We start from the raw sequence: 20,913 nt of genomic DNA on the forward strand, positions 1-20,913 counted from the left end.
ATAACAAATGGCTTATCTAGGAATAGATCGTATGACATCTCGAAAAACACCTAACGATTCAAACAATTTTCAAAATAAGCAGCTGTATACTTTTGTACTTGTTCAAGTGTGGCACCTTCTTGAAGTTCAACCAATTTCATAACTTTATCTTCAAATTTAAAAACAGCTAAATCTGTGATTAACGTATTAACAACACTTGCGCCAGTTAATGGCAAGTCACATTTTGCTTTTATTTTAGATTCACCGTGCTTATTCATATGATCCATGATAACGACTACTTTCTGAGCACCAACCACTAAATCCATAGCGCCGCCCATACCTTTTACAAGCTTGCCTGGTATCATATAGTTCGCTAAATCTCCTGTTTCCGAAACTTCCATGCCTCCAAGAATTGCTAAATCAATATGCCCCCCGCGTATCATGGCAAATGATTCTGCGTTGTCAAAATAGGATGCACCTTTAGCAGCAGTAACCGTTTCTTTACCTGCATTTATTAAGTCAGGATCAACCTCATCTTCAGTAGGATATGGACCAATACCAAGCAAACCATTTTCAGATTGAAAAAAAACATTTTTCACATGATCATTGAGCTCATTTGCTACAAGCGTTGGCATACCAATACCTAAATTAATCACCATATCACTTTGAATTTCTTGTGCTGCACGTTGAATAATCTTCTTACGCTGTGTTTGTTTATCCATGTTATGCCTCCTTCACTGTACGTTTTTCTATACGTTTTTCAAAATGCTTGCCTAGATAGATATAATCCACATATACACCTGATAGATGTACATCATCTGGATCAATTTCACCTAATTCAACAATTTCTTCTACTTCAACGACAGTAGTTTTAGCTGCCATGGCACATAAAGGATTAAAATTACGCGCTGTTTTTTCAAATACTAAATTACCAAATGTATCCGCTTTTTGAGCTTTCACAATACCAAAATCACCTGTAATGGCACGTTCCATAATGTACGTTTCACCGTCAAATTCACGTGTTTCTTTACCTTCAGCAATTAAAGTACCCACACCTGTTTTTGTGTAAAATGCTGGAATACCCGCACCTCCTGCACGTAGTTTTTCAGCTAACGTACCTTGAGGTGTTAGTGCTACATCTAACTCACCATTAATCAGCTGTTGTTCAAATATTTTGTTTTCACCAACATATGAGCTGACCATTTTATCTATTTGTTTTTTCTCTAGTAAGCGACCTAGTCCAAAATCATCAACACCACAGTTATTACTCACTACGGTTAATCCTTTTGTACCTTTTGTCCGAATTGCTTCAATGGCATGCTCTGGTATCCCGCATAGTCCAAAACCACCGGCGAGCACTGTCATGCCATCATCTAAATGCTCAAACGCTGTATGTATATCTTGAATGACCTTTGACATGTTATAACCTCACTTCTTTTTTAAAATTAATACCTAGTATTAAAAACAATTATACTTGAAATTTTTTGCGAAGTCTTTTATTTCATGTTGGCGTTTTCATAAATAAATATTCATATAATAAAACCGCCAACTACTTTTTTAGTGTTGACGGTTTTAAGTATTAGTTATTTTAAATTCAAATTATCTTTATAATCTTTAACTATTTGGTCATTATTACTTGGATAAAAATAGTATAATCCATCATCACCTAATGTATTTTCACCATTTAAAGTATGACGATTCACATTTTTTTGTGCACTCTTATAATCAGATCGAATACCGTTTAAATCAGTTAAACTCAAATCAGTTTTGACGTTATCCTCTACCGCGTTAAATATTGAATTGATTTTCGGTATTGAACTTGGATTCATTGATTTCTTAGCTACTGCTTCGATAACAAGTTGTTGTCGCGCTTGTCTTCCTTCATCTCCACCAGCACCTGCTTCTTTCCTACTCCGCATAAACGCTAATGCTTCTTTACCATCCATGTGATATTTCTTACCTTTTTCAAAGGTATAGTCTCTAACATTGAAAGTTGCATTACTAACAACATCTACACCATTAACTTCATCTATAAGTGTAGAAACACCATCCATATTTATGGCTGCATAATGATCAATAGGTACATCCATTAGCTTTTCTACAGATTTCACTGCCATATCTGGACCACCATAGGCATAGGCATGATTAATTTTTTCTTCTGTATCTTTACCAACAATTTCAGCATGTGTATCACGCGGCACACTAATCATTTCTGTTTTTTTATCTTTTGGATTAATTGACAGAAGTACGATTGAATCTGATCTTTGCCCACCGTGTTCTGAATTCCTGACTTCATCAGAGTCTATACCAAAAAGCGCTATTGAAATTGGCTCTCCTTTTTTTATTGGCCCATCTCTAAGTTCAGAATGTTTTCTATCAAGTGGATCATTAATTGAACTATTTAATGACGTAAGTTTATAGAATATAAATGCTGCAGCTATAATAATTAGCAGTGCTAAAATGATTAATACAGTGAGAACAACCTTTTTTACCGTGGATTTTTTCTTTTTTCTTCTTTCCATGTATCCACCTTCTTTTTATTTAATTTATAATTTTTTTATTATTTGAATAATTTTTTCTTGAACCTTTGTATCCATATCTGAACCTGAAGGTAAACAAATCCCATGTTCAAACAAGTATTTAGCATTATCTACACCATCATAAATAAATTCATATTGTTCATATAATGGTTGTAAATGCATTGGTTTCCAAACAGGTCGCGCTTCTATATTTTCTTTGCTAAGTGCAGTAATTACATCATTTGCCGAAAATCCAGCCTTTTTCTCATCAATTGTTAATGCAGTTAGCCATCTGTTTGACTTGGAGTTAGGTAATTCCGGTTGAAATTCAATACCTTCAATATCTGACAACTCTTGATAATACTTATCAAAAATTGCTCTTCTTTTTTGAACACGTTGCTCTAATACTTCCATTTGTCCTCGGCCAATACCAGCTGAGATATTACTTAATCTGTAATTATAACCTAATTCACTATGTTGATAATGTATTGCTTTATCTCTTGCTTGTGTTGCTAAAAAAAGTGCGTGTTCTTTGGATTCTTTGTTTTTTGTTACTAGCATGCCGCCGCCACTTGTTGTAATAATTTTATTACCATTGAATGAAAAGATACCAAAATCACCAAAACTACCGCTCATTTTACCTTGGAATTCAGCGCCCAATGATTCAGCTGCATCTTCTATTAAAGTTACATTATATGTATCACAAATTGATTTGATTTCATCTAATTTTGCAGATTGTCCATACAAGTTAACTGCTATAACAGCTTTTGGTTTAATTGATTTTTTTTCAAATTCTTTAAACGCTTTTTCCAACGCGACTGGCGACATATTCCAAGAATCTAATTCAGAATCAATGAATACAGGGATAGCATTTTGATATAAAATCGGATTAGAAGTCGCGCAGAAAGTTAAAGATGTACAAAATACATAATCATTTTCTGTTACACCACTCTCTATAAGTGCTAAGTGTATTGCTGCAGTACCACTACTAACAGCCAATGCTTCATCTATATTGATATAAGATTTTATACTATTTTCAAATTCTGTAACATTCTCTCCTAATGGTGCTATCCAATTTTGTTCGAATGCTTTCGATATATAAGATTGTTCATTCCCACCCATATGTGGTCTAGATAAATATACTCGTTCATTTGTCAATTGCTCTCACTCCTTGGGTTTTGCTGGTGTACCAACAACAATTTGTTTGTCATTAACATTATTAATAACGGTCGCACCTGCTCCTACGATACAATCACTACCAATTTTTATTTGTGGTAATACTGATGCGCCAATAGCGATATGTGAACGTGCTCCTATTTCAACACTTCCTGCTAGTGTTGCATTTGGAGAAATGTGAACATAATCTTCTATTATATTGTCATGTTCAATAACTGCACCTGAATTAATTATTGCATGATTTCCTACTCGTGTATCTGCATTAATAACAGTATTAGGCATAACAACTGTACCAAATCCAATTTGAGCACTTGGGCTTATACTAGAAGTCGGATGTATCAGTGATGGAAATTGTTTTTTATCAAGTTGCATTTCTTTAAAAAGTTTATTTCTTATAAAATTATGACCAATAGCAATACAGAAATAGTAACCTTCCTTATATATATTGATATTATCTAAATTATCATAAAAAAATTCCTCATTCTCTTCATATGAAGAGAACTTATTATCCAAAAAACCTGCAACTGTATAGTCTGGCGATGCATCAATAATATCTTTAATAACTTTCGAGTGGCCACCATTACCTATTAAGATTATATGCTTCATTAAAAATTACCTCTAAATTTTTCTGCAGTAACATGAGTTTCAGAACTAATATCTTTTTTCTTCAATACATTTTCAAACGTTTTATATAAAATATACATATCCAGTTTAAATGATTGGTTTTCAGCATACCATACATCAAGTTTAAATTTTTGTTCCCATGTTATTGCATTTCTACCATTTATTTGTGCCCAACCTGTAATGCCAGGTTTAACATTATGACGCTTTCTTTGTTCTTCATTATATAAAGGCAAGTATTCCATTAGTAATGGTCTTGGTCCTACCAGGCTTAAATCACCTTTTAAAACGTTAATTAATTGTGGCAATTCATCTATACTCGAATTTCTAATTTGAGAACCTAGTTTTGTCATACGTTGATCATCTGGTAATAGATCACCTTTATCATCAACCTCTGTTGTCATAGTTCTGAATTTGTAAATGTCGAAAGGCTTTTCATTTTTCCCTGGTCGAGTTTGTTTGAACAATACTGGTTTTCCAAGTTTCTTTGAAATCAATAGATATGAAACTATTAAAATTGGTGAAGTAATAACTAATAAACTTATACTAATTATCAAATCAAACATTCTCTTTAACATTAGTTCGATCCCTCACTTTCTTACTTATCAACTTGACTAAATATTTCAAGTTGCTTTTTGACAACATCCGCTTCATTATAATTGTTTTTTGCTCTCATAAAACTTGCTTCTTTAAATTTTTTTAATTTATTTTTATCATTTGCTAATTCTTCTATTTTATTTGCAATATACATACTTGCCTTTAAAGGTACTAAAAAACCATTCTCATTATCAATTACTTCTTCTCTCGAACCCCTTATATTTGTGGCAATAATTGCATTTTTCATTGCCATAGCTTCAATGATTGATCTAGGCATACCTTCTCTATAAGACGGTAAACAATATATATCACTTAAAGCTAAATATTCATTAATATTAGAAATTTGTCCTGCGAAAATAATATTTTTTTCTTTTTTATATTTTTTCAGCATTTCTTGTGCTTCATTATCCCTTTCGCCTTCAGGTAAATCACCTATAATTATATACTTAATATTATTCGAAGACAGTTTATTATAGGAATCTAAAAGATCTAATATTCCTTTTTCTTTAACTAGTCTTCCAATAAAAGTTACAACAATATCGTCAGCTTCGATTTTTAATTCTTTTTTTAAATTAGTCAGGTTATCTTTATTTATTAATTCAAAATTAAATTGGTTATCTATGTCTATACCATTGCTAATATGAAGATAATTATTTTGTTTAGATTTTTTTAAAAAGTTATTTTTTACAGCTGTGTGATAGTCTTCCTCACTTTGAGTGAATATATAATCAGTAAAGTATTTCCCAATAAATTTCTCAATATTAAAATAAAATTTATACGCCTTTAATGACATACCTTCATGGAAATAAAATCCGTGTGCTGTATATATTATTGTCGGCACACCTGCTAACTTAGCAGCAATTCTGCCTAAAACTGCAGCGATAGGAGTATGAACATGAACAATATCTGGTTTGATTTGTTTAAATAACTTTACCATTTTCAAAATAGAATTCATATTGCTAATTGGATTGATATTTCTATCAATATTTATATTATGATAGTGAACACCTTGCTGTTTTACTTCATTTTGTTGTGAACCAAAAGTACTTACACAATGGACTTCTATACCACTTGCAACACTCGTTTCATTCAAAGTTTTCAAAAGTTTTATATGCGTCATTTCAATTGCAGCAATTTGCACAATTTTTAACATTATAGCCTCCAAAGCTTTTGATTAGATTGAACATCTTCATGGCTAATATTGCCTTTAATATCAATGATAATTCCGTTTTCTTTTGCCAAATTAATATAATCATCACATTCATTTAAATATTCACTATGAGGAACTGCAAATAATACTACATCAGCTTTTCTTAATTCACTTTTATCTCTTAAATTAAGATTGAACAATTTCTCTGCTTCGTTTTTATCTGCTTCTACATCATTCACTGTTACTTTTAATCCGTATTCTTTAAGTTCTTCAATAATATGAATAACCTTTGTATTTCTTAAATCTGGACAATTTTCTTTAAATGTAAGACCTAATACATTCACTGATGCACCTTGAACTTCTAATCCTTGCTTTAATAATTCTTTAATTACATTAGAAGCAATATGTTTAGCCATATTATCATTTATTCTTCTACCTGCTAGGATAACTTCAGGATGGTGACCAACTTCCTGAGCTTTATGTGTTAAATAATATGGGTCAACACCAATACAATGGCCACCTACTAACCCTGGTTTAAAATTCAAGAAGTTCCATTTTGTTCCTGATGCTTTAAGTACTTCATTAGTGTCTATGTTTAATTTATCAAAAATGATTGCAAGTTCATTCATTAATGCAATGTTCACATCACGTTGTGTATTTTCAATTACTTTTGCTGCTTCTGCCACTTTAATTGAGGATGCTTTATGAACTCCTGCTGTAACTACTGAGCTGTATACGGCTGCAACTACTTCTAACACTTCAGGTGTTTGACCTGATACTACTTTAGTAATTGTTTCAAAAGTATGCACTTTATCACCAGGATTTATTCTTTCTGGCGAATAGCCAACGAAAAAGTCTTTACCACAAACTAGTCCTGAATGTTTTTCTAACACAGGTACACAGTCTTCCTCTGTTGCACCAGGATATACTGTTGACTCGTAAACTACAATTGTGTCAGGCGTAATCACTTTCCCCACCGTTTCACTAGCTTTTAATAATGGAGTTAAATCTGGTTTGTTATGTTTATCTATCGGCGTAGGTACTGCTACAATAATAAAATCTGCCTGCTTTAGATCATTTGCATTTGAAGTAAAATCAATATTTGTTTGTTTTAATCTATCTTCAGTCACTTCATTTGTTCTATCGTAATTATTTTTTAGTTCTTGAATCCTTGACTCATTAATATCAAATCCAATCACTTTATGTTTATTTCCAAAAGTCACAGCTACTGGTAATCCCACATAACCTAAACCTACAACAGCTATATTTTTATTCATTTTTAAAACTCCCATATATTGATTTAATAAATAAAATTCTTTGTTCGTCTATATTTTGTTTTAAATAATTTTTAGAAATTTCAATATTTTCTTTTGACATTTCTCTCCTAAGTTCAGTATCTTCATATACTTTAAATATTTGTTTGGCAAAAGTCTTATAATCTTTTGCATTATGCATATATTTATCCGATAAAAGTTCTGGTATGCCTCCTACGTTTGAAGCTAGAACGGGTACACCGTTTGACATTGCTTCAATAAGAGCTCTCGGCAATCCTTCTGTATAACTTGGTTGTATATATAAATCAAGGCTCTGCATCCATTTATATACTGAATAACCACCTTTTAATGTACCTTTTAAACTTACATTCTCTTTTAAGTTTAACTTTTCAATTTTTTCTTCCCATTTTTCTTTTGGTCCGTTTCCTACAATTTCTAAATTAATATTCTTATTTTTCAATCTTTTTAGGCTTTTTAAAGCAGTATCAATACCTTTATATTTTGTATCTAAACTTGCTATCATACCGATTCTAAAAACTTCATCTTCTTTCACTCTATAATCATCATTCACTTCATCAATAAATACATTAGATGCATTATAATTATTCCCTTTACTTGGATACTTGTTTTGTAAATAATATTTAGTAACATATATGTTAGTTGGAGATTTCTTTAAAAAACTTTTAGTTTTATTTCGATTTATAATGGCCATAATTTTTCCTATTGGTGAATTATGATACCATAATGCATCCCATGGATCTCCAACCATTTCAATTCCATAGTTAAATTTTTCTTTATTCAAATATTTTAAAGCAATGTACCCTATCTCACTAGGTAATCTAACTATAATTGCATCACTGACATCCAAATTATTTTTTAAAAAATTTTCAATTTTCTTTTTTTTAAAGAAGAAATCATATTTATTTTTTAAAAACCTTATTGGTTTTACATTTATTGAATCACTAGAAATCTTAGAAAGTGATTCAACTGAATATTCATTATCCTGCAACCTAGCAATTATTTGTATATTATCTATTTCACCAACTTTATATCTGTTTAAAATTTTCTGATTAAATTTACCTGTTGAATAAAATTCATTATTAATTTCGATAAATTTATGATCATGTATAAATGTTAATCTCATTTATCTACCTCATTTTCGTAATATTCCAAATACCAATCAACAAATTTATTTACACCATCTTGAATTGTAGTTTCTGGTTTAAAATCAATATCTCTAAACAAGTCATCTACATTTGCATAAGTTTCAGGTACATCTCCTGGTTGTAAATCCATGTAGTTTTTCTTAGCTTCTTTTCCTAATTTATTTTCAATTGCTTCTACAAACTCCATTAATCTGACTGGACTGTTATTTCCTATGTTATATATTTTATAAGGTGCATAAGAAGAACTAGGATCTGGATTTGCACCTGACCATTCTTTATTTGGCGATGCAGGTTTTTTCACTAATCTACTTATTGCTTCTACAATATCATCCACATAAGTAAAATCTCTCATCATATTCCCGTGATTATAAACATCTATAACCTCATCATTTACAATCGCTTTTGTGAATTTAAATAGTGCCATATCTGGTCTTCCCCATGGTCCGTATACTGTGAAAAATCTTAAACCGGTAGTTGGCAAATTGTATAAATGACTATACGTATGTGCCATTAATTCATTAGATTTTTTAGTTGCAGCATATAAACTTAACGGATGATCTATGTTATCCGAAGTGCTAAATGGTTTGGAAGTATTTGCGCCATATACAGAACTTGATGATGCATAAATTAAATTTTGTATATCAAAATGTCTGCAACATTCAAGTATATTCGCGAAACCAACAATATTAGCATCTATATACGCTTTTGGATTATCGATGCTGTATCTAACACCCGCTTGAGCTGCTAAATTAACAACCACTTCTGGTTTTTCATCTTTAAATATTTTCACTAAATCTTCGTAATTTTCTAATTTTAATTTGTAAAAAGTAAAATTCTCTTTTCCTATGGATTCTAGTCTATCTTCTTTCAAAGAAACTGAATAATAATCATTTATGCTATCTACGCCTATAACATGATGACCTTGTTTAATTAACTTTTTCGCAAGATGCGATCCAATAAATCCTGCAGTACCTGTGATTAGTATTTTCATGATTAACATTAACTCCTTAAATTTTTTTTATAATTTTAGCTGGAACTCCAGCAACTAACGTATTATTAGTTATATTTTTATTCACTACAGAACCAGCAGCAATTACTGTTCTAGATTCAATATTTACTCCTGCAAGTATTACTGCTTTGGTCCCTATCCAAACATCTTCCTTAATAAAAATTTTATCTAATTTTGTAGGGTTATATTTAATTGGCAAGGAAGTATCGTTCCAAGTATGATTAAAAGAATATATACATACTTGTGAAGCTATAGAAACATTACTATCTATTTGTATTTCACCTGCAGCATCGATATAACTCCCTGAATGAATACTTATATTGTTACCAAAAGTCATGTTTGGTAAATTTTTCAAAATCACTCTACTTCCAATAAATATATTTTCACCACTATTTTTTGAAAATCTTTTCACATAAAGATATCTAAATAATATCGCTAATTTATTTTCATAACTTGAAGAAACATCATATATAAATGAAAGGACGAAATAAGGTAGTATATTAAAAAAAAACTCACAAATATTAATGAAAATTTTATATTTTTTTATCGTTTCTTTCCCAGTCATAAGATTCACCTTACCTAATTTTAATTTTTTCACTGATGTTATAAGCTCTTTTATCCCAAGTATAATAATCTTTTAAAGTATCAAATGAATTTGACTTTAACTGATGATGGAAGTCTTTATTTTCAAGTAATAATTCTATTTTTCTACTCCAGTCATTAACATCATTAGGTTTTGCAAAAACTCCATTATAATTGTTAATGATAACCTCTCTTAGAACATTTATATCTGATACTATAATTGCTTTTCCAAAAGACATATATTCAAAAAGTTTGATCGGCGACATCCAACGTGAAGTATCACTATTTATTTTATCCACACCAACTTTCTCTTGATATGGGGCTAGCAAAATATAAAAGTCTTTAATAAATACTTCTATCTCCTTTTGTGAAAGGTACCCTAATAATTTAACATTACTAGGTACATCTTTTATTTCTAACTTTTCTTTTAAATCACTAAAATCTCCACCTATAATATTAAATTCTAATTCTTGATGTATATGTGCTAATTTTAAAATCAGTTCTATTCCTCTACCTTTATTAATACTACCTACATAACCAATTTTTTTATTATCTTCATTATTAGAAAAGTCATGTATGTCTGCACCATCATGTACTACTACAACATCTTTTTCTTCCGCATTAAAAACATTACATACGTCCTTTTTTAATGCATCAGATATAACAAAGATTCTATTTACAAGTTTATTTTTAAACATTATCTTTAAAATTAATTTTTTAATTACTGATGATGGTATTGAATGAAGCTCAATATAAACATTATTAGAAAAAAATGCTATAAGAAACAAAGTCATTATATCTCTACCATAAAACACTGTCTCTTTATTTTTTAAATCTTGTTTAAAATCATTAATATTTTTTATTGTATATAAAATACTGCTAAAAGCTTTAAATTTATTTACTTTTCTGTTTTTTATTATGAAATTTTGTTCCACTTGATAAAATTCATATGGATTTCTTTGTTCATTAACATCTCTTACTACAAGTTCAACCTTTTTTACTATTTTTGAAAAACTATTAGCCATTTTCATAACATGAAGTGAATTAGCTGATTTCGAAAATAAAGTAGAACTACTCAAATAAATTAATTTCAAATCATTATTCTCCCTTTTTATTTATTTTATAAAAATATGAATTTAAAAATTTATACAGTATTATACCAACCAATAAAATAACTAAATCTAATCTTAATTTACCTAACCAGGCCTCCATATTAATCCTTAATAAATAAAATATTTCTATATAAATCAGTATTGATACTAAAAACTTCGATATACTTCCTCTGTTCAAAAAATATAATATATAAGAAATACTAAAATACACAATTATTAAAATAATAATCGACAATACTACATTAAATAGCATGCTTATTGGAAGAGTTGGAACATATAGTCCATTACTTGTTAGAAAAGGAGATTGATTTATAATTTCTGTAATTGTTATTCTTTGATCCCCTATTTTATTTTCAACACTACCTGGTAAAAATCCCAAAATTAAATCAGCAAAATTATATTTTTCTTTTAAATTAGTAGTATTTAAAAAAATCAATCCCGAAATATACCCAGTTATACTTTCAAATGTACTAAAATCAAATAAGTTAACTAAATCGATTTTATTTGTTAATTTTAATTTATAAAGTCTATATGCTTCAGAAAATTGAACACAAAAATAAAAAACAGGTATTATTATAACACTATAAATTAGAAGTTTTTTAAATTTATTAGCACTATATTTAAATGTTATATAGAAAAATGCTATAACCATTAAAAATACTTGCAATGTTGTTCCTAAATAAAAAATGAAAAAACTAAAAGTTATAAACATTAATATGATGACTGTTTTTATTGCTTTTTTGTTTGTTATGTAAAATGAATTGAATAAAAAGAAAAATGAAACCATATAAAAACTTGTATGGCTAATACCCAAGTTAATTTCATCACCATTCAATCGACTAGTTTTATCATAAATGTACTGTGTATCAAGACTATTGATTGTTTTAAAATTATAAATAAAGATTATAATACCAATTACATATAATAGTACACCAGTTAGAAAAACCGATCTTTCTTTACTTTTTTCAAAATTACTAAATTCAATAATCTTATTCTTATTATTTATACTGGAATAAAATATAAGATCCACTATGAAAAATAATAGAGTCGTCAAAACGTACATTAAATAAATTTCAATAAAATAATCAAAATTAAATAATCTGATGAATAAGTGATTATTAATATCTTCAACTTGTACGAAAAGTACGTATATTGGGGTTACTTGCCCATATAAAAAAAGTACTGCTATAATCAACCAACCTGGATGTAAATAATTAATTTTCTTTTGATTGTTTATAGTGAACAAAAAATATATAAAGTTCAAAATAAGACTTCCGAAAATGATTAACAATAGTACTAATTTTTCATTAGTCTCTAATAAAAACATATAATCTCCTTTTAATTATTGTGACTTTAGTAATTTCAAAATAGAGATATGCATAAACAAATAGAACACACACATGCTTATACTATATAAATTAATAAACGTGCTAAATCCAAAATCATATATGAATTTAGAAATAAATATAAACAATAATAATATTATTCGTGATATATCTAAGAGCAATCTTAATCTTTGTTTACCATATACAGTAAATAATTCAATAAATGGAATTATAGTAAATTGAAAGCCCATCATTATTAGTAACGGTAAAAAAACTTTATTTGCATAGCTCCATTCTTGACCAAAAATAATGTGAAATAAATTAATTTTTATTATACAAAAAATAAAAATCACAATAAAAAATAAAGAACCTATAATAATATTTGTCATAATATATATTTTTTTCACTTTATTTGTACTGTTATCTTTAGTGTATTTAAACAAAACGCTATTAAAACTTTTACTAATAAGTTGTAGTGGTCCACTCATAATTCTTGATATTAACCCATAAATTCCTGCATAATAACCACCAAAAAAGTAAAGAACTAAAATAATAATTATATTTGTAGAAAATGAGTTTAATAACGAAGATGGCAATCCATACATAGGATAATCTTTGAACTTTACCATTATTTTTTTGAAATCCTTCAAACTAAACTTTAAGTTTTGTATCTTTAATGAATTTGATTTATATAAAATATAAACTCCATTACTTTTTCCTATTAAATAGCCTAAATATAAAAAGAAAGTTTGCTTATAAAAGATTTGTCCTAGTAGTTGTAATAGCACCTGAGAAAGTGATTGCGTGAATTTTGTCAATGAAATTTTTTTAAATTTACCATTTGATGTAGCAATATTGGTTAATATTTGCACATTACCTATAAGAAATATAGTTGTAAATATATAGAATATTAATTTAATACTCAGCAACTCGTAAAATAAATTCAAAATTAGTAAAACCATTAAAATAAATATAGATATAATTATATTAATTATAAAGGTAAAGCTAATGAGTACATTTCTATCTATTTTATTTTTTGTTACGGCAATTCCAGTGTCATATCTAAGAGTAGTTAACACACTTAATATTCCAATAATTGCTACTATATTTGAGTATTCACCGAATTGAAGTGGTGTATATATTCGAGAAATAATTGGCAATGTAATTATTATAATTAATTGACCAATTAAAGTACCACTCATCATAGTTGCTACATTTTTAAAAAAAATTTTCATAATTATATTCTCTCTGTTCTTATATATATTTCCAGTGAAGATAACAATAAAAAATCATATGGGTTAGCAACTTTATTTTTATTTATTTCATAAATCACTCTTTCACATTCCTTTTTATACTCTCCTATATCTCTTTCTTTTAAACTATTCAATAAATTTAATATTAATTTCTTGAATTTTTCATCAGTATATAATTTTAATTTAAAATCTACATAATTTACATACGGATTAGATATAAAATTCACTTTTTTACTTAATCTGTTAAATACTGCATTTTTATTCCTATTAAAAAGTTTAGTTACTTTTGTTGAATTAAATTTACTTCCATAAAAATTCTTTACTGCTATATCGTTTAATGAAGAATTATATTTTTTGAATATTAATTCCTTATAAAAATTTTGATCTAGTCTAAGTTCTTTTGGTAGCGATATTAAGAAGTTCATGAATTCATTATTAAAAAATGGTGTTTTTACATTATTAATATTACCTAATACTTGATGCCTATTTAATTTCTCATTATGTTCTTTCATAAAAATCACTTCTTTTTTGGTTAAGTTGTTCTCACTTTGGAAAAAACTATTCTCAGTTAATTCATTTAATAATTTTTTATTATCTACATTAAAAGAATGTCTATTTGTCATCCATGTAAAATAATTTAATTTTTCAGTTTGCCAATCATTTTCTGAATCTTCATTCAAACGTTTCCCACTAATAACATCTCCTAGGTATCCACTAAGTACAACACTTTCATTACCTAAATTAAATGAACGAGCAGGTAAATTATGAAACATAACAACAGGATTAGTTATTTGACTACCATATAAATATAGCTCTTCAATATTAAAATTCAACTTTTCTATATTAATAGCTAAGTGTTTTGTACCTATTTTCTTCGCGATTTTATTTCCTATTTCATAATCTAAACTTCCTGGTGTTCCAAAAGTCAAAGTATTTACATCTTTTGCATTTTTATTTTCTAACACTGAAGATAGTAATAACCTGCTGTCTAGTCCACCGCTTATTGGTACCACCACATTTTTGTTATTTATAATTTCATTAACATTGTTATTTAACAATTCAAATCCTATATTTAATAAATCTTCTTTTTCTGTTTTATTTATACTCTCATAAAAATTAAATTCAATATTTTTTACTTTACTCTTTTGAGATAAATAACCTAATTGTAAAAACTCATGATAATTTTCCAAGTTTTTCACTTCCTAACAAATTTTATTAATTTTTCTTTTTCAAAATTTTTGTTAATTTGTTGTAAGAACTCTTCTATTTCTTTATAATCAACTGCAACTGTTTTGCCTATATATATTTTTTCAAATATTTGATTTGGATGTATTTCATTTTTATTAAGTAATTCCTCAAATAATTTTTCACCTGGTCTTATTCCAGTGAATTCTATACCAATATCTTCTTCTCTTTTACCACTTAATCTTATTAAATTCTTGGCTAAATCTACAATTCTTACTGGTTCTCCCATATCTAACACAAACACTTCTCCACCACGTGCTAAAGCACCAGCTTGTAAAACTAATCTAGAAGCTTCTGGTATAGTCATGAAATATCTAGTCATTTCTGGATGAGTTACTGTAACTGGACCGCCTTTTTCAATTTGCTTTTTAAATAATGGAATAACTGAACCTCGAGATCCTAAGACATTACCAAATCTTACTGCTACAAAACTAGTTTTGCAATCTGTATCATTCATACTTTGAATTATCATTTCTGCTACACGCTTAGTTGCTCCCATTACATTTGGCGGATTCACTGCTTTATCCGTAGAGATCATCACAAATTTATTAACTTCTGCTTCCTTTGCTGATTCAGCCGTATTTTTTGTTCCTAGTATATTATTACGAACTGCTTCAATTGGGTTGTATTCCATTAATGGCACATGTTTATGTGCTGCTGCATGATACACAGCATACGGTTTGTATTTTTTCATAATTTCTAATATGCGTGCTTTGTTTTGCACATCTGCAATCACTGGGATGAATTCAATACTTTCACCAAATGTTTTATTTAACTCTTGATGAATTAAATAGATACTATTCTCACCATGGCCTAATAAAACAATACGGTCTGGTTTAAATTTACATACTTGCCTACATATCTCTGAACCAATAGAACCACCAGCACCAGTAACTAGTACTGTTTTATGCGTTAATTCTTTAGCTATTGACGCCATATCAAGTTCTACAGGATCCCTACCAAGTAAATCTTCAACATCAACTCTTTTCAGTTGATTTACTTCTATTTCCCCTGACATTACATTTTCAATATTAGGCATTTTAAATAACTCTACGCCTTCAATATTACATATTTCATTAATTTCATTTAACCGTTTTTTGCTTAAAGTTGGTATTGCTATAATAATCTTTTTTATATTATATCTTTTTACTAATTCAGGAATATCTTTAATATAACCTTGAACTTTCACTCTTTCAGTTATCGTCATTTTTTGCTTTTCTTTATCATCATCTACTGCTAGTACAGGTTGCATGCGCATATCATGGCTACGTAACATTTGACGTATCAGCATTGATCCACCTTGCCCTGCACCTACAACCAATGTTGGTTTTTTTTCAATTGAATTCCCTATATAATATTTTCTATAAACTCTCCAAAATAGTCTTGATCCACCAATTAGTAATAAGTGCATCATCCATGTAATAAAATATAAACGTAAAAACGGGCTATCTTTTGTGATTAAAGCAACTAATATGATGGTAAGAACTATAGAACTTGTAACCGCTTTTACAATTGACATTAATTCACTTACACTCGCATACTCCCATGCACGATGATATAAATTAAACACATATGCAAAGATATGATGCGAAATTAACAAGGTAATTGAAGATAATACCAATAAATCAATTGAATAGCCTCTAAAATATGGTTCTAATATAGAATATCCTAAAAATATTGAAAATGTAACAATCAGTGAATCTATAATGATTAATATTAAAAATCGCAATTTCGCAGAAATCTTTGTCACTCTTAATCCCCTCATTCATGTTTTCTAAAAAAGGCCAAACCATTTTTTCTGCTTGTAATCTTGCGTTGGTATTTGTTTGGAAATCCTTTCATTATTTATCATTAACTTCCCGTTTTCTAAATAGTTTTCAAATTCTTCATAATAAGCTTTTAATTTTCTTTCTTTAAATAACTGTTTCATTGCGAATGGTCTTGTTGTCGCGCTATGTGCATCTGATGCAATAAAATGTGCCAGGTTATTATCGATTATTTTCAAAGATGATCGTTTTACATTACTTCCAAATTCTCCCAATAATGATGAAGTCGTAAGCTGGCTTAATGCACCGCCATTGATGAGTTCATATAATAAATCTAAATTTTGAACAATCGCTTTATTACGTTCTGGATGCGCAATAATTGGAATATAACCCATGGTTTGTAGTTCATAAAATAACCGTTGGGTATAATGTGGTACTTCATTACTAGGAAATTCTAATAATAAATAATTTGAATTATTGATACCTTCAATATTCCCATTATTAATGTCATCAATAACTCTATCTGTCACTCTAATTTCTTGCCCAGCATAAAAATTGATATTTAATTTTTGAACATCTTGGTTTTCATTTAGATCTTTTATCCCATCTTTTATACTCTGTATGTAATTGTTATATTTGGGGTGCAGATGGTGTGGTGTTACTACTATGTCAGTGATGCCTTCATTTTTTGCTTGATTAAGTAAATCATTCATAGCAGTTATACTTTGTGGTCCATCATCGATATCCACCAATATATGATTGTGTATATCAATCATTTTTACTCATCTCCATAGTAGTAATAATAACTAGAAGATTTATCAATCGCAGTTTTGTTCAGTATAGCTCCCAGTAATCTCCCACCAGCTTTATTAATTAAATCTTTCGCTTTTTTCACTTCATTTTTATTATTTTTTTCTGCATCAATCACAAGCGCACAATTTTGGATGGTTTGAGCATAAATTTGTGCATCCGTAACTGTATTTATAGGGGGCGTATCAACAACAATAAAATCATATTCATTTAATAATTCGTTGTATATTTCATTAAATTGGGCAGAAGCTATTAATTCTGATGGATTCGGTGGTGTCGGCCCAGCAGTTAATATTGATAAATTCTCTACTTTGGTTTCTTTTATTGAATCTTCATACGTAGCTTTATTTATAATTAAATTTGACAAACCGCTATTATTAGATAAGTCAAAGATATAGTGTTGTGTTGGTTTCCTCAAATCCCCATCAATAATCAGTGTTTTATAACCTGCTTGCGCATAGGTCACTGCAATATTCGCTGAAACAGTGCTTTTACCAGACTTTGGCTTTTCTGAAGTGATTAACAAACTTTGTATTTCTTTTTCTGCACTAGAAAACATAATGTTTGAACGTATTCCTCTAAATTTTTCACTGACTGTAGACTTCGGTTTGTCATGAACGTACAAAGGTGAAATAGCTCTTTTTTTCTTTGCCATGATTCCAATACCTCCTTAGTTAAATTTTTGTATAGAACCCAATACTGGTATCTCTAATTCATATTCAACATCTGCTTCTGACTTAATACGTTTGTCAATTATTTCTTTAATAAAAATAATAATTAAAGCTAATACCAATCCAATGATTAATCCTAAAACTAAATTGATCATTGCTTTTGGTTCAACTTGTTTTGTTGTATCATCCGCAGTAGAAAGAATAGACACATTATCCACATTCATGATATCAGGAACTTCCTCACTAAATACTTCTGCTATTTTGTTGGCAACCACTTCTGAATCTTTACCGCTTTTACTTACCACATCAATATTTAATAATTGTGATTCAGCTTGATTCGTAACCGTGATCATGCTCGATAATTCTGAAGTAGAATATTTGCGATCTAATTCTTTTGATGCTTTGTCCAATATACGTGGACTCTTTACAATTTCAGAGTATGTATTGACAAGTTGAATATTACTTTGAACCTCTTGTGCCATCATTTCCGAATCACTTTCTTTTTGATTCACTAATACTTGTGTCGATGATTGAAATTCTTCATCTAAAAAAAACATAGTAATAATCGCACTTATTAATAAACAAACAAGCGGCAAAATAATAAGTAGTTTTAAATAATTTTTTAATATTCTTAAAATTTTTGTTAAATCTAATGTATTTTCCATATAAACCTCCATTTTTCCATTTTAACTTATTATATAGAACTTTTATTATGCATTTCAATACCTTTTAAAAAATATTCTAAAATAATTATGAATTTATTGTTAAAATTAACTTTCTTTTACAATTAATTTAATAAAACTTAATATTGATTTCATTATTTAAATATTTCCCCATTAAAATGAAATATTATGTAATATTCCATGCATTTAAATATTCATTACTATATAAAAAAACTACCGACAAAGTGAATAATTTGTCGGCAGTTTGTGTAATATAGTAAAATATTTGCTCTTTTATGCGATTTCTATCTGGAAGCGACGGACAATTGTGCCATCATCTAATGTTGAAGATTCTATTTCTTCTCCGCCATTGTGTAAGATGGCAGCTGCAGAGGCTTCATTATCTTTTTTACAGGTGATCAACGCTTCTTGTACACCAATGCGTGATAAATAATCTAATGACTTTTTCAAAATTTTGTTACCAAAGCCTTTACCTCGGTAGCTCTTACGAATACCGTAGCCAACATGGCCGCCAATGATTTTTAGCTTTTCATTCAAATTATGGCGAATATTGGCAGCACCAATAATCTTATCATCGTCAATTAAAAACAATGTCGTATTATCTACTGTTTCATCATTAGATTTGTTGTCTGCTAATGCATGAACAATTTCTTCAAAATTATTATACTTGGTAATATTCGTAATCTCAGGCACTACCTTTTCATCGTGATCTATCCATTCTTTCATATAATCACAATATAATGTTTCGTCAGCCATTGTTAATTCTCTAAATTCAACCATGTTGACACTCCTTCCTTTTATTTACTATCCCATTGGTTCGTCATGTGTATTGAGATAATACACGTAGTTGTCAGTCCATTGTCCTTGTTCGAAAATAAATCCTTTTCGAATACATTCAAACTCAAAACCTAATTTTTCAATTAACTGAATAGAAGGTTGATTATCCAAATTGATATGTGCTTCTATTCTATGAAACTTTAATGTTTCTTCCGTTTGTTTCACAAGTTCTGTTAGAGCTTCATAAGCATACCCTTGATGCCAGTATTGATTATGGATAAAATAACCGATTTCAGCCCATTGAAATTGGTCTCGGCTTAAATTTTTAATGTTAAGCATGCCAAGATGACGTCCTGTTTTATCAAAGATGCTGAATATATACAAATCATCATCTTTAATAGCTTGTTGATGCTTTGAAACCATTGCTGCAAACCATGGTTCTGTGGCATCTGACATATCAACTTGGCCTTTATCATACTTGTATTGCGCAGGATGACGATTAACAAATCCTGACAACCATGATTCATAATCATTTTCTTCTAACGGTCTAATGATAAGCCGTTGTGTAGTGAATTGCAACCCTAAATTATTTTTCATTCAAAAACCCCTTAACATAAGGCGTCAGCACCCAAAACTATAACATCATTTGGTATAAAATCAACCTTTTAATTTATTAAAAATATGAACTGATTCTAATGACAAATTTCACTCGTCATGTAGGTCATTCAAGATCATCGTGAGTATATCATTTTGTGTCATCGTTTCAGGAATCAATTTCTCATTTTTTACATTTAATGTATCTTTTTCAACAAACCAACTTGCAAGTTTTTCTGCACTAAAATCGGTGTATGATTTTGAGTGATGTCTTCTCACAGTTTCTGCATAAAGGTAAGTCAAAATAATAAATATAACTTTTAATATGAGCACTTGAAATAATGCTCTGTAACATATTACCATATTTTTCTTTGTTGAAAATACCTTCTAAAATAACATATTCACAATGCGCTATACCATATGCAGTAATCTGTTTTATTAGCTCAATTGACAAATTCCCAGGTCTATCAGAAACTTTTAACATATGGCGTCTTATTTCATCTTGACCCACGAGCATGACACCATTGCCTAACGTGTTTTGTAATTTAAGGGCAATGGTCGTTTTACCACTGACAGAGTTTCCCCTTAATTATATCAGTTTTGT

At 29.0% G+C, this 20,913-nt stretch carries 23 protein-coding genes; all 23 read right to left on the reverse strand.

The features are described from left to right. Positions 1–50: 50 nt before the first annotated feature. The 23 genes from KA926_RS03065 to KA926_RS14105 all read right to left on the reverse strand — a co-directional run bounded on the left by KA926_RS03065 (position 51) and on the right by KA926_RS14105 (position 20,865). Positions 51–701 carry a 3-oxoacid CoA-transferase subunit B gene (locus KA926_RS03065; protein WP_210143585.1) on the reverse strand — a complete coding sequence of 217 codons (651 nt, stop codon included), beginning with the start codon at positions 699–701 and terminating at the stop codon, positions 51–53. Position 702: 1 nt separating this feature from the next. Continuing rightward, on the reverse strand, positions 703–1,398 hold the full coding sequence (locus KA926_RS03070) for a CoA transferase subunit A (protein WP_107385851.1): 696 nt from the start codon (positions 1,396–1,398) through the stop codon (positions 703–705). A 164-nt stretch (positions 1,399–1,562) separates the two neighbouring features. Further along, positions 1,563–2,501 carry an LCP family protein gene (locus KA926_RS03075; RefSeq protein WP_210143586.1) on the reverse strand — a complete coding sequence of 313 codons (939 nt, stop codon included), beginning with the start codon at positions 2,499–2,501 and terminating at the stop codon, positions 1,563–1,565. Between the two features lie 24 nt (positions 2,502–2,525). Next, entirely contained in the window at positions 2,526–3,656 is a 1,131-nt protein-coding gene (locus KA926_RS03080) for an aminotransferase class I/II-fold pyridoxal phosphate-dependent enzyme (protein ID WP_280953908.1), read from the reverse strand. Positions 3,657–3,662: 6 nt separating this feature from the next. Next, positions 3,663–4,280: an acetyltransferase gene (locus KA926_RS03085; protein WP_210143587.1), complete on the reverse strand. Its 618-nt coding sequence runs from the start codon at positions 4,278–4,280 to the stop codon at positions 3,663–3,665. After that, positions 4,280–4,873, reverse strand: a complete 594-nt coding sequence (locus KA926_RS03090; protein WP_210143588.1) for a sugar transferase — start codon at positions 4,871–4,873, stop codon at positions 4,280–4,282. Before KA926_RS03090 ends, KA926_RS03085 begins: the two co-directional genes overlap by 1 nt. A gap of 20 nt (positions 4,874–4,893) precedes the next feature. Beyond that, on the reverse strand, positions 4,894–6,045 hold the full coding sequence (locus KA926_RS03095; protein WP_210143589.1) for a glycosyltransferase family 4 protein: 1,152 nt from the start codon (positions 6,043–6,045) through the stop codon (positions 4,894–4,896). Then, entirely contained in the window at positions 6,045–7,319 is a 1,275-nt protein-coding gene (locus KA926_RS03100) for a nucleotide sugar dehydrogenase (RefSeq protein ID WP_210143590.1), read from the reverse strand. The genes KA926_RS03095 and KA926_RS03100 overlap by 1 nt, the downstream gene beginning before the upstream one ends. Continuing rightward, positions 7,312–8,460 (reverse strand): glycosyltransferase, encoded by a 1,149-nt coding sequence (locus KA926_RS03105; protein WP_210143591.1) that lies wholly within the window; start codon positions 8,458–8,460, stop codon positions 7,312–7,314. The genes KA926_RS03100 and KA926_RS03105 overlap by 8 nt, the downstream gene beginning before the upstream one ends. Next, on the reverse strand, positions 8,457–9,473 hold the full coding sequence (locus KA926_RS03110) for an NAD-dependent epimerase (RefSeq protein WP_210143592.1): 1,017 nt from the start codon (positions 9,471–9,473) through the stop codon (positions 8,457–8,459). Before KA926_RS03110 ends, KA926_RS03105 begins: the two co-directional genes overlap by 4 nt. A gap of 16 nt (positions 9,474–9,489) precedes the next feature. Continuing rightward, positions 9,490–10,089 (reverse strand): acyltransferase, encoded by a 600-nt coding sequence (locus tag KA926_RS14095; RefSeq protein WP_245335817.1) that lies wholly within the window; start codon positions 10,087–10,089, stop codon positions 9,490–9,492. Then, on the reverse strand, positions 10,067–11,167 hold the full coding sequence (locus tag KA926_RS03120) for a glycosyltransferase family 4 protein (RefSeq protein ID WP_210143593.1): 1,101 nt from the start codon (positions 11,165–11,167) through the stop codon (positions 10,067–10,069). The genes KA926_RS14095 and KA926_RS03120 overlap by 23 nt, the downstream gene beginning before the upstream one ends. 4 nt (positions 11,168–11,171) lie before the next feature. Next, positions 11,172–12,512: an O-antigen polymerase gene (locus KA926_RS03125; protein WP_210143594.1), complete on the reverse strand. Its 1,341-nt coding sequence runs from the start codon at positions 12,510–12,512 to the stop codon at positions 11,172–11,174. A 15-nt stretch (positions 12,513–12,527) separates the two neighbouring features. Next, entirely contained in the window at positions 12,528–13,745 is a 1,218-nt protein-coding gene (locus KA926_RS03130) for a lipopolysaccharide biosynthesis protein (protein WP_210143595.1), read from the reverse strand. A 2-nt stretch (positions 13,746–13,747) separates the two neighbouring features. Then, entirely contained in the window at positions 13,748–14,953 is a 1,206-nt protein-coding gene (locus tag KA926_RS03135; protein WP_210143596.1) for an asparagine synthase-related protein, read from the reverse strand. Positions 14,954–14,958: 5 nt separating this feature from the next. Then, entirely contained in the window at positions 14,959–16,758 is a 1,800-nt protein-coding gene (locus KA926_RS03140) for a polysaccharide biosynthesis protein (RefSeq protein WP_210143597.1), read from the reverse strand. Between the two features lie 24 nt (positions 16,759–16,782). Further along, on the reverse strand, positions 16,783–17,550 hold the full coding sequence (locus KA926_RS03145; protein ID WP_210143598.1) for a tyrosine-protein phosphatase: 768 nt from the start codon (positions 17,548–17,550) through the stop codon (positions 16,783–16,785). 2 nt (positions 17,551–17,552) lie between these two features. Then, positions 17,553–18,239, reverse strand: coding sequence for a polysaccharide biosynthesis tyrosine autokinase (locus KA926_RS03150; RefSeq protein ID WP_210143599.1), 687 nt, complete (start codon positions 18,237–18,239; stop codon positions 17,553–17,555). Between the two features lie 15 nt (positions 18,240–18,254). Then, positions 18,255–18,920, reverse strand: a complete 666-nt coding sequence (locus KA926_RS03155) for a YveK family protein (RefSeq protein ID WP_210143600.1) — start codon at positions 18,918–18,920, stop codon at positions 18,255–18,257. Positions 18,921–19,211: 291 nt separating this feature from the next. Further along, on the reverse strand, positions 19,212–19,718 hold the full coding sequence (locus tag KA926_RS03160) for a GNAT family N-acetyltransferase (RefSeq protein WP_210143601.1): 507 nt from the start codon (positions 19,716–19,718) through the stop codon (positions 19,212–19,214). Positions 19,719–19,742: 24 nt separating this feature from the next. Then, positions 19,743–20,312, reverse strand: a complete 570-nt coding sequence (locus KA926_RS03165) for a GNAT family N-acetyltransferase (protein ID WP_210143602.1) — start codon at positions 20,310–20,312, stop codon at positions 19,743–19,745. 108 nt (positions 20,313–20,420) lie between these two features. Beyond that, on the reverse strand, positions 20,421–20,642 hold the full coding sequence (locus tag KA926_RS14100; RefSeq protein WP_348634170.1) for a P-loop NTPase family protein: 222 nt from the start codon (positions 20,640–20,642) through the stop codon (positions 20,421–20,423). Next, a complete protein-coding gene (locus KA926_RS14105; protein ID WP_348634172.1) occupies positions 20,551–20,865 on the reverse strand; it encodes a P-loop NTPase family protein in 315 nt (104 codons plus the stop codon). Before KA926_RS14105 ends, KA926_RS14100 begins: the two co-directional genes overlap by 92 nt. Positions 20,866–20,913 lie beyond the last annotated feature (48 nt).

It is taken from the genome of Staphylococcus sp. GDY8P94P (genome assembly GCF_017892255.1).
Classification (GTDB): domain Bacteria; phylum Bacillota; class Bacilli; order Staphylococcales; family Staphylococcaceae; genus Staphylococcus; species Staphylococcus cohnii.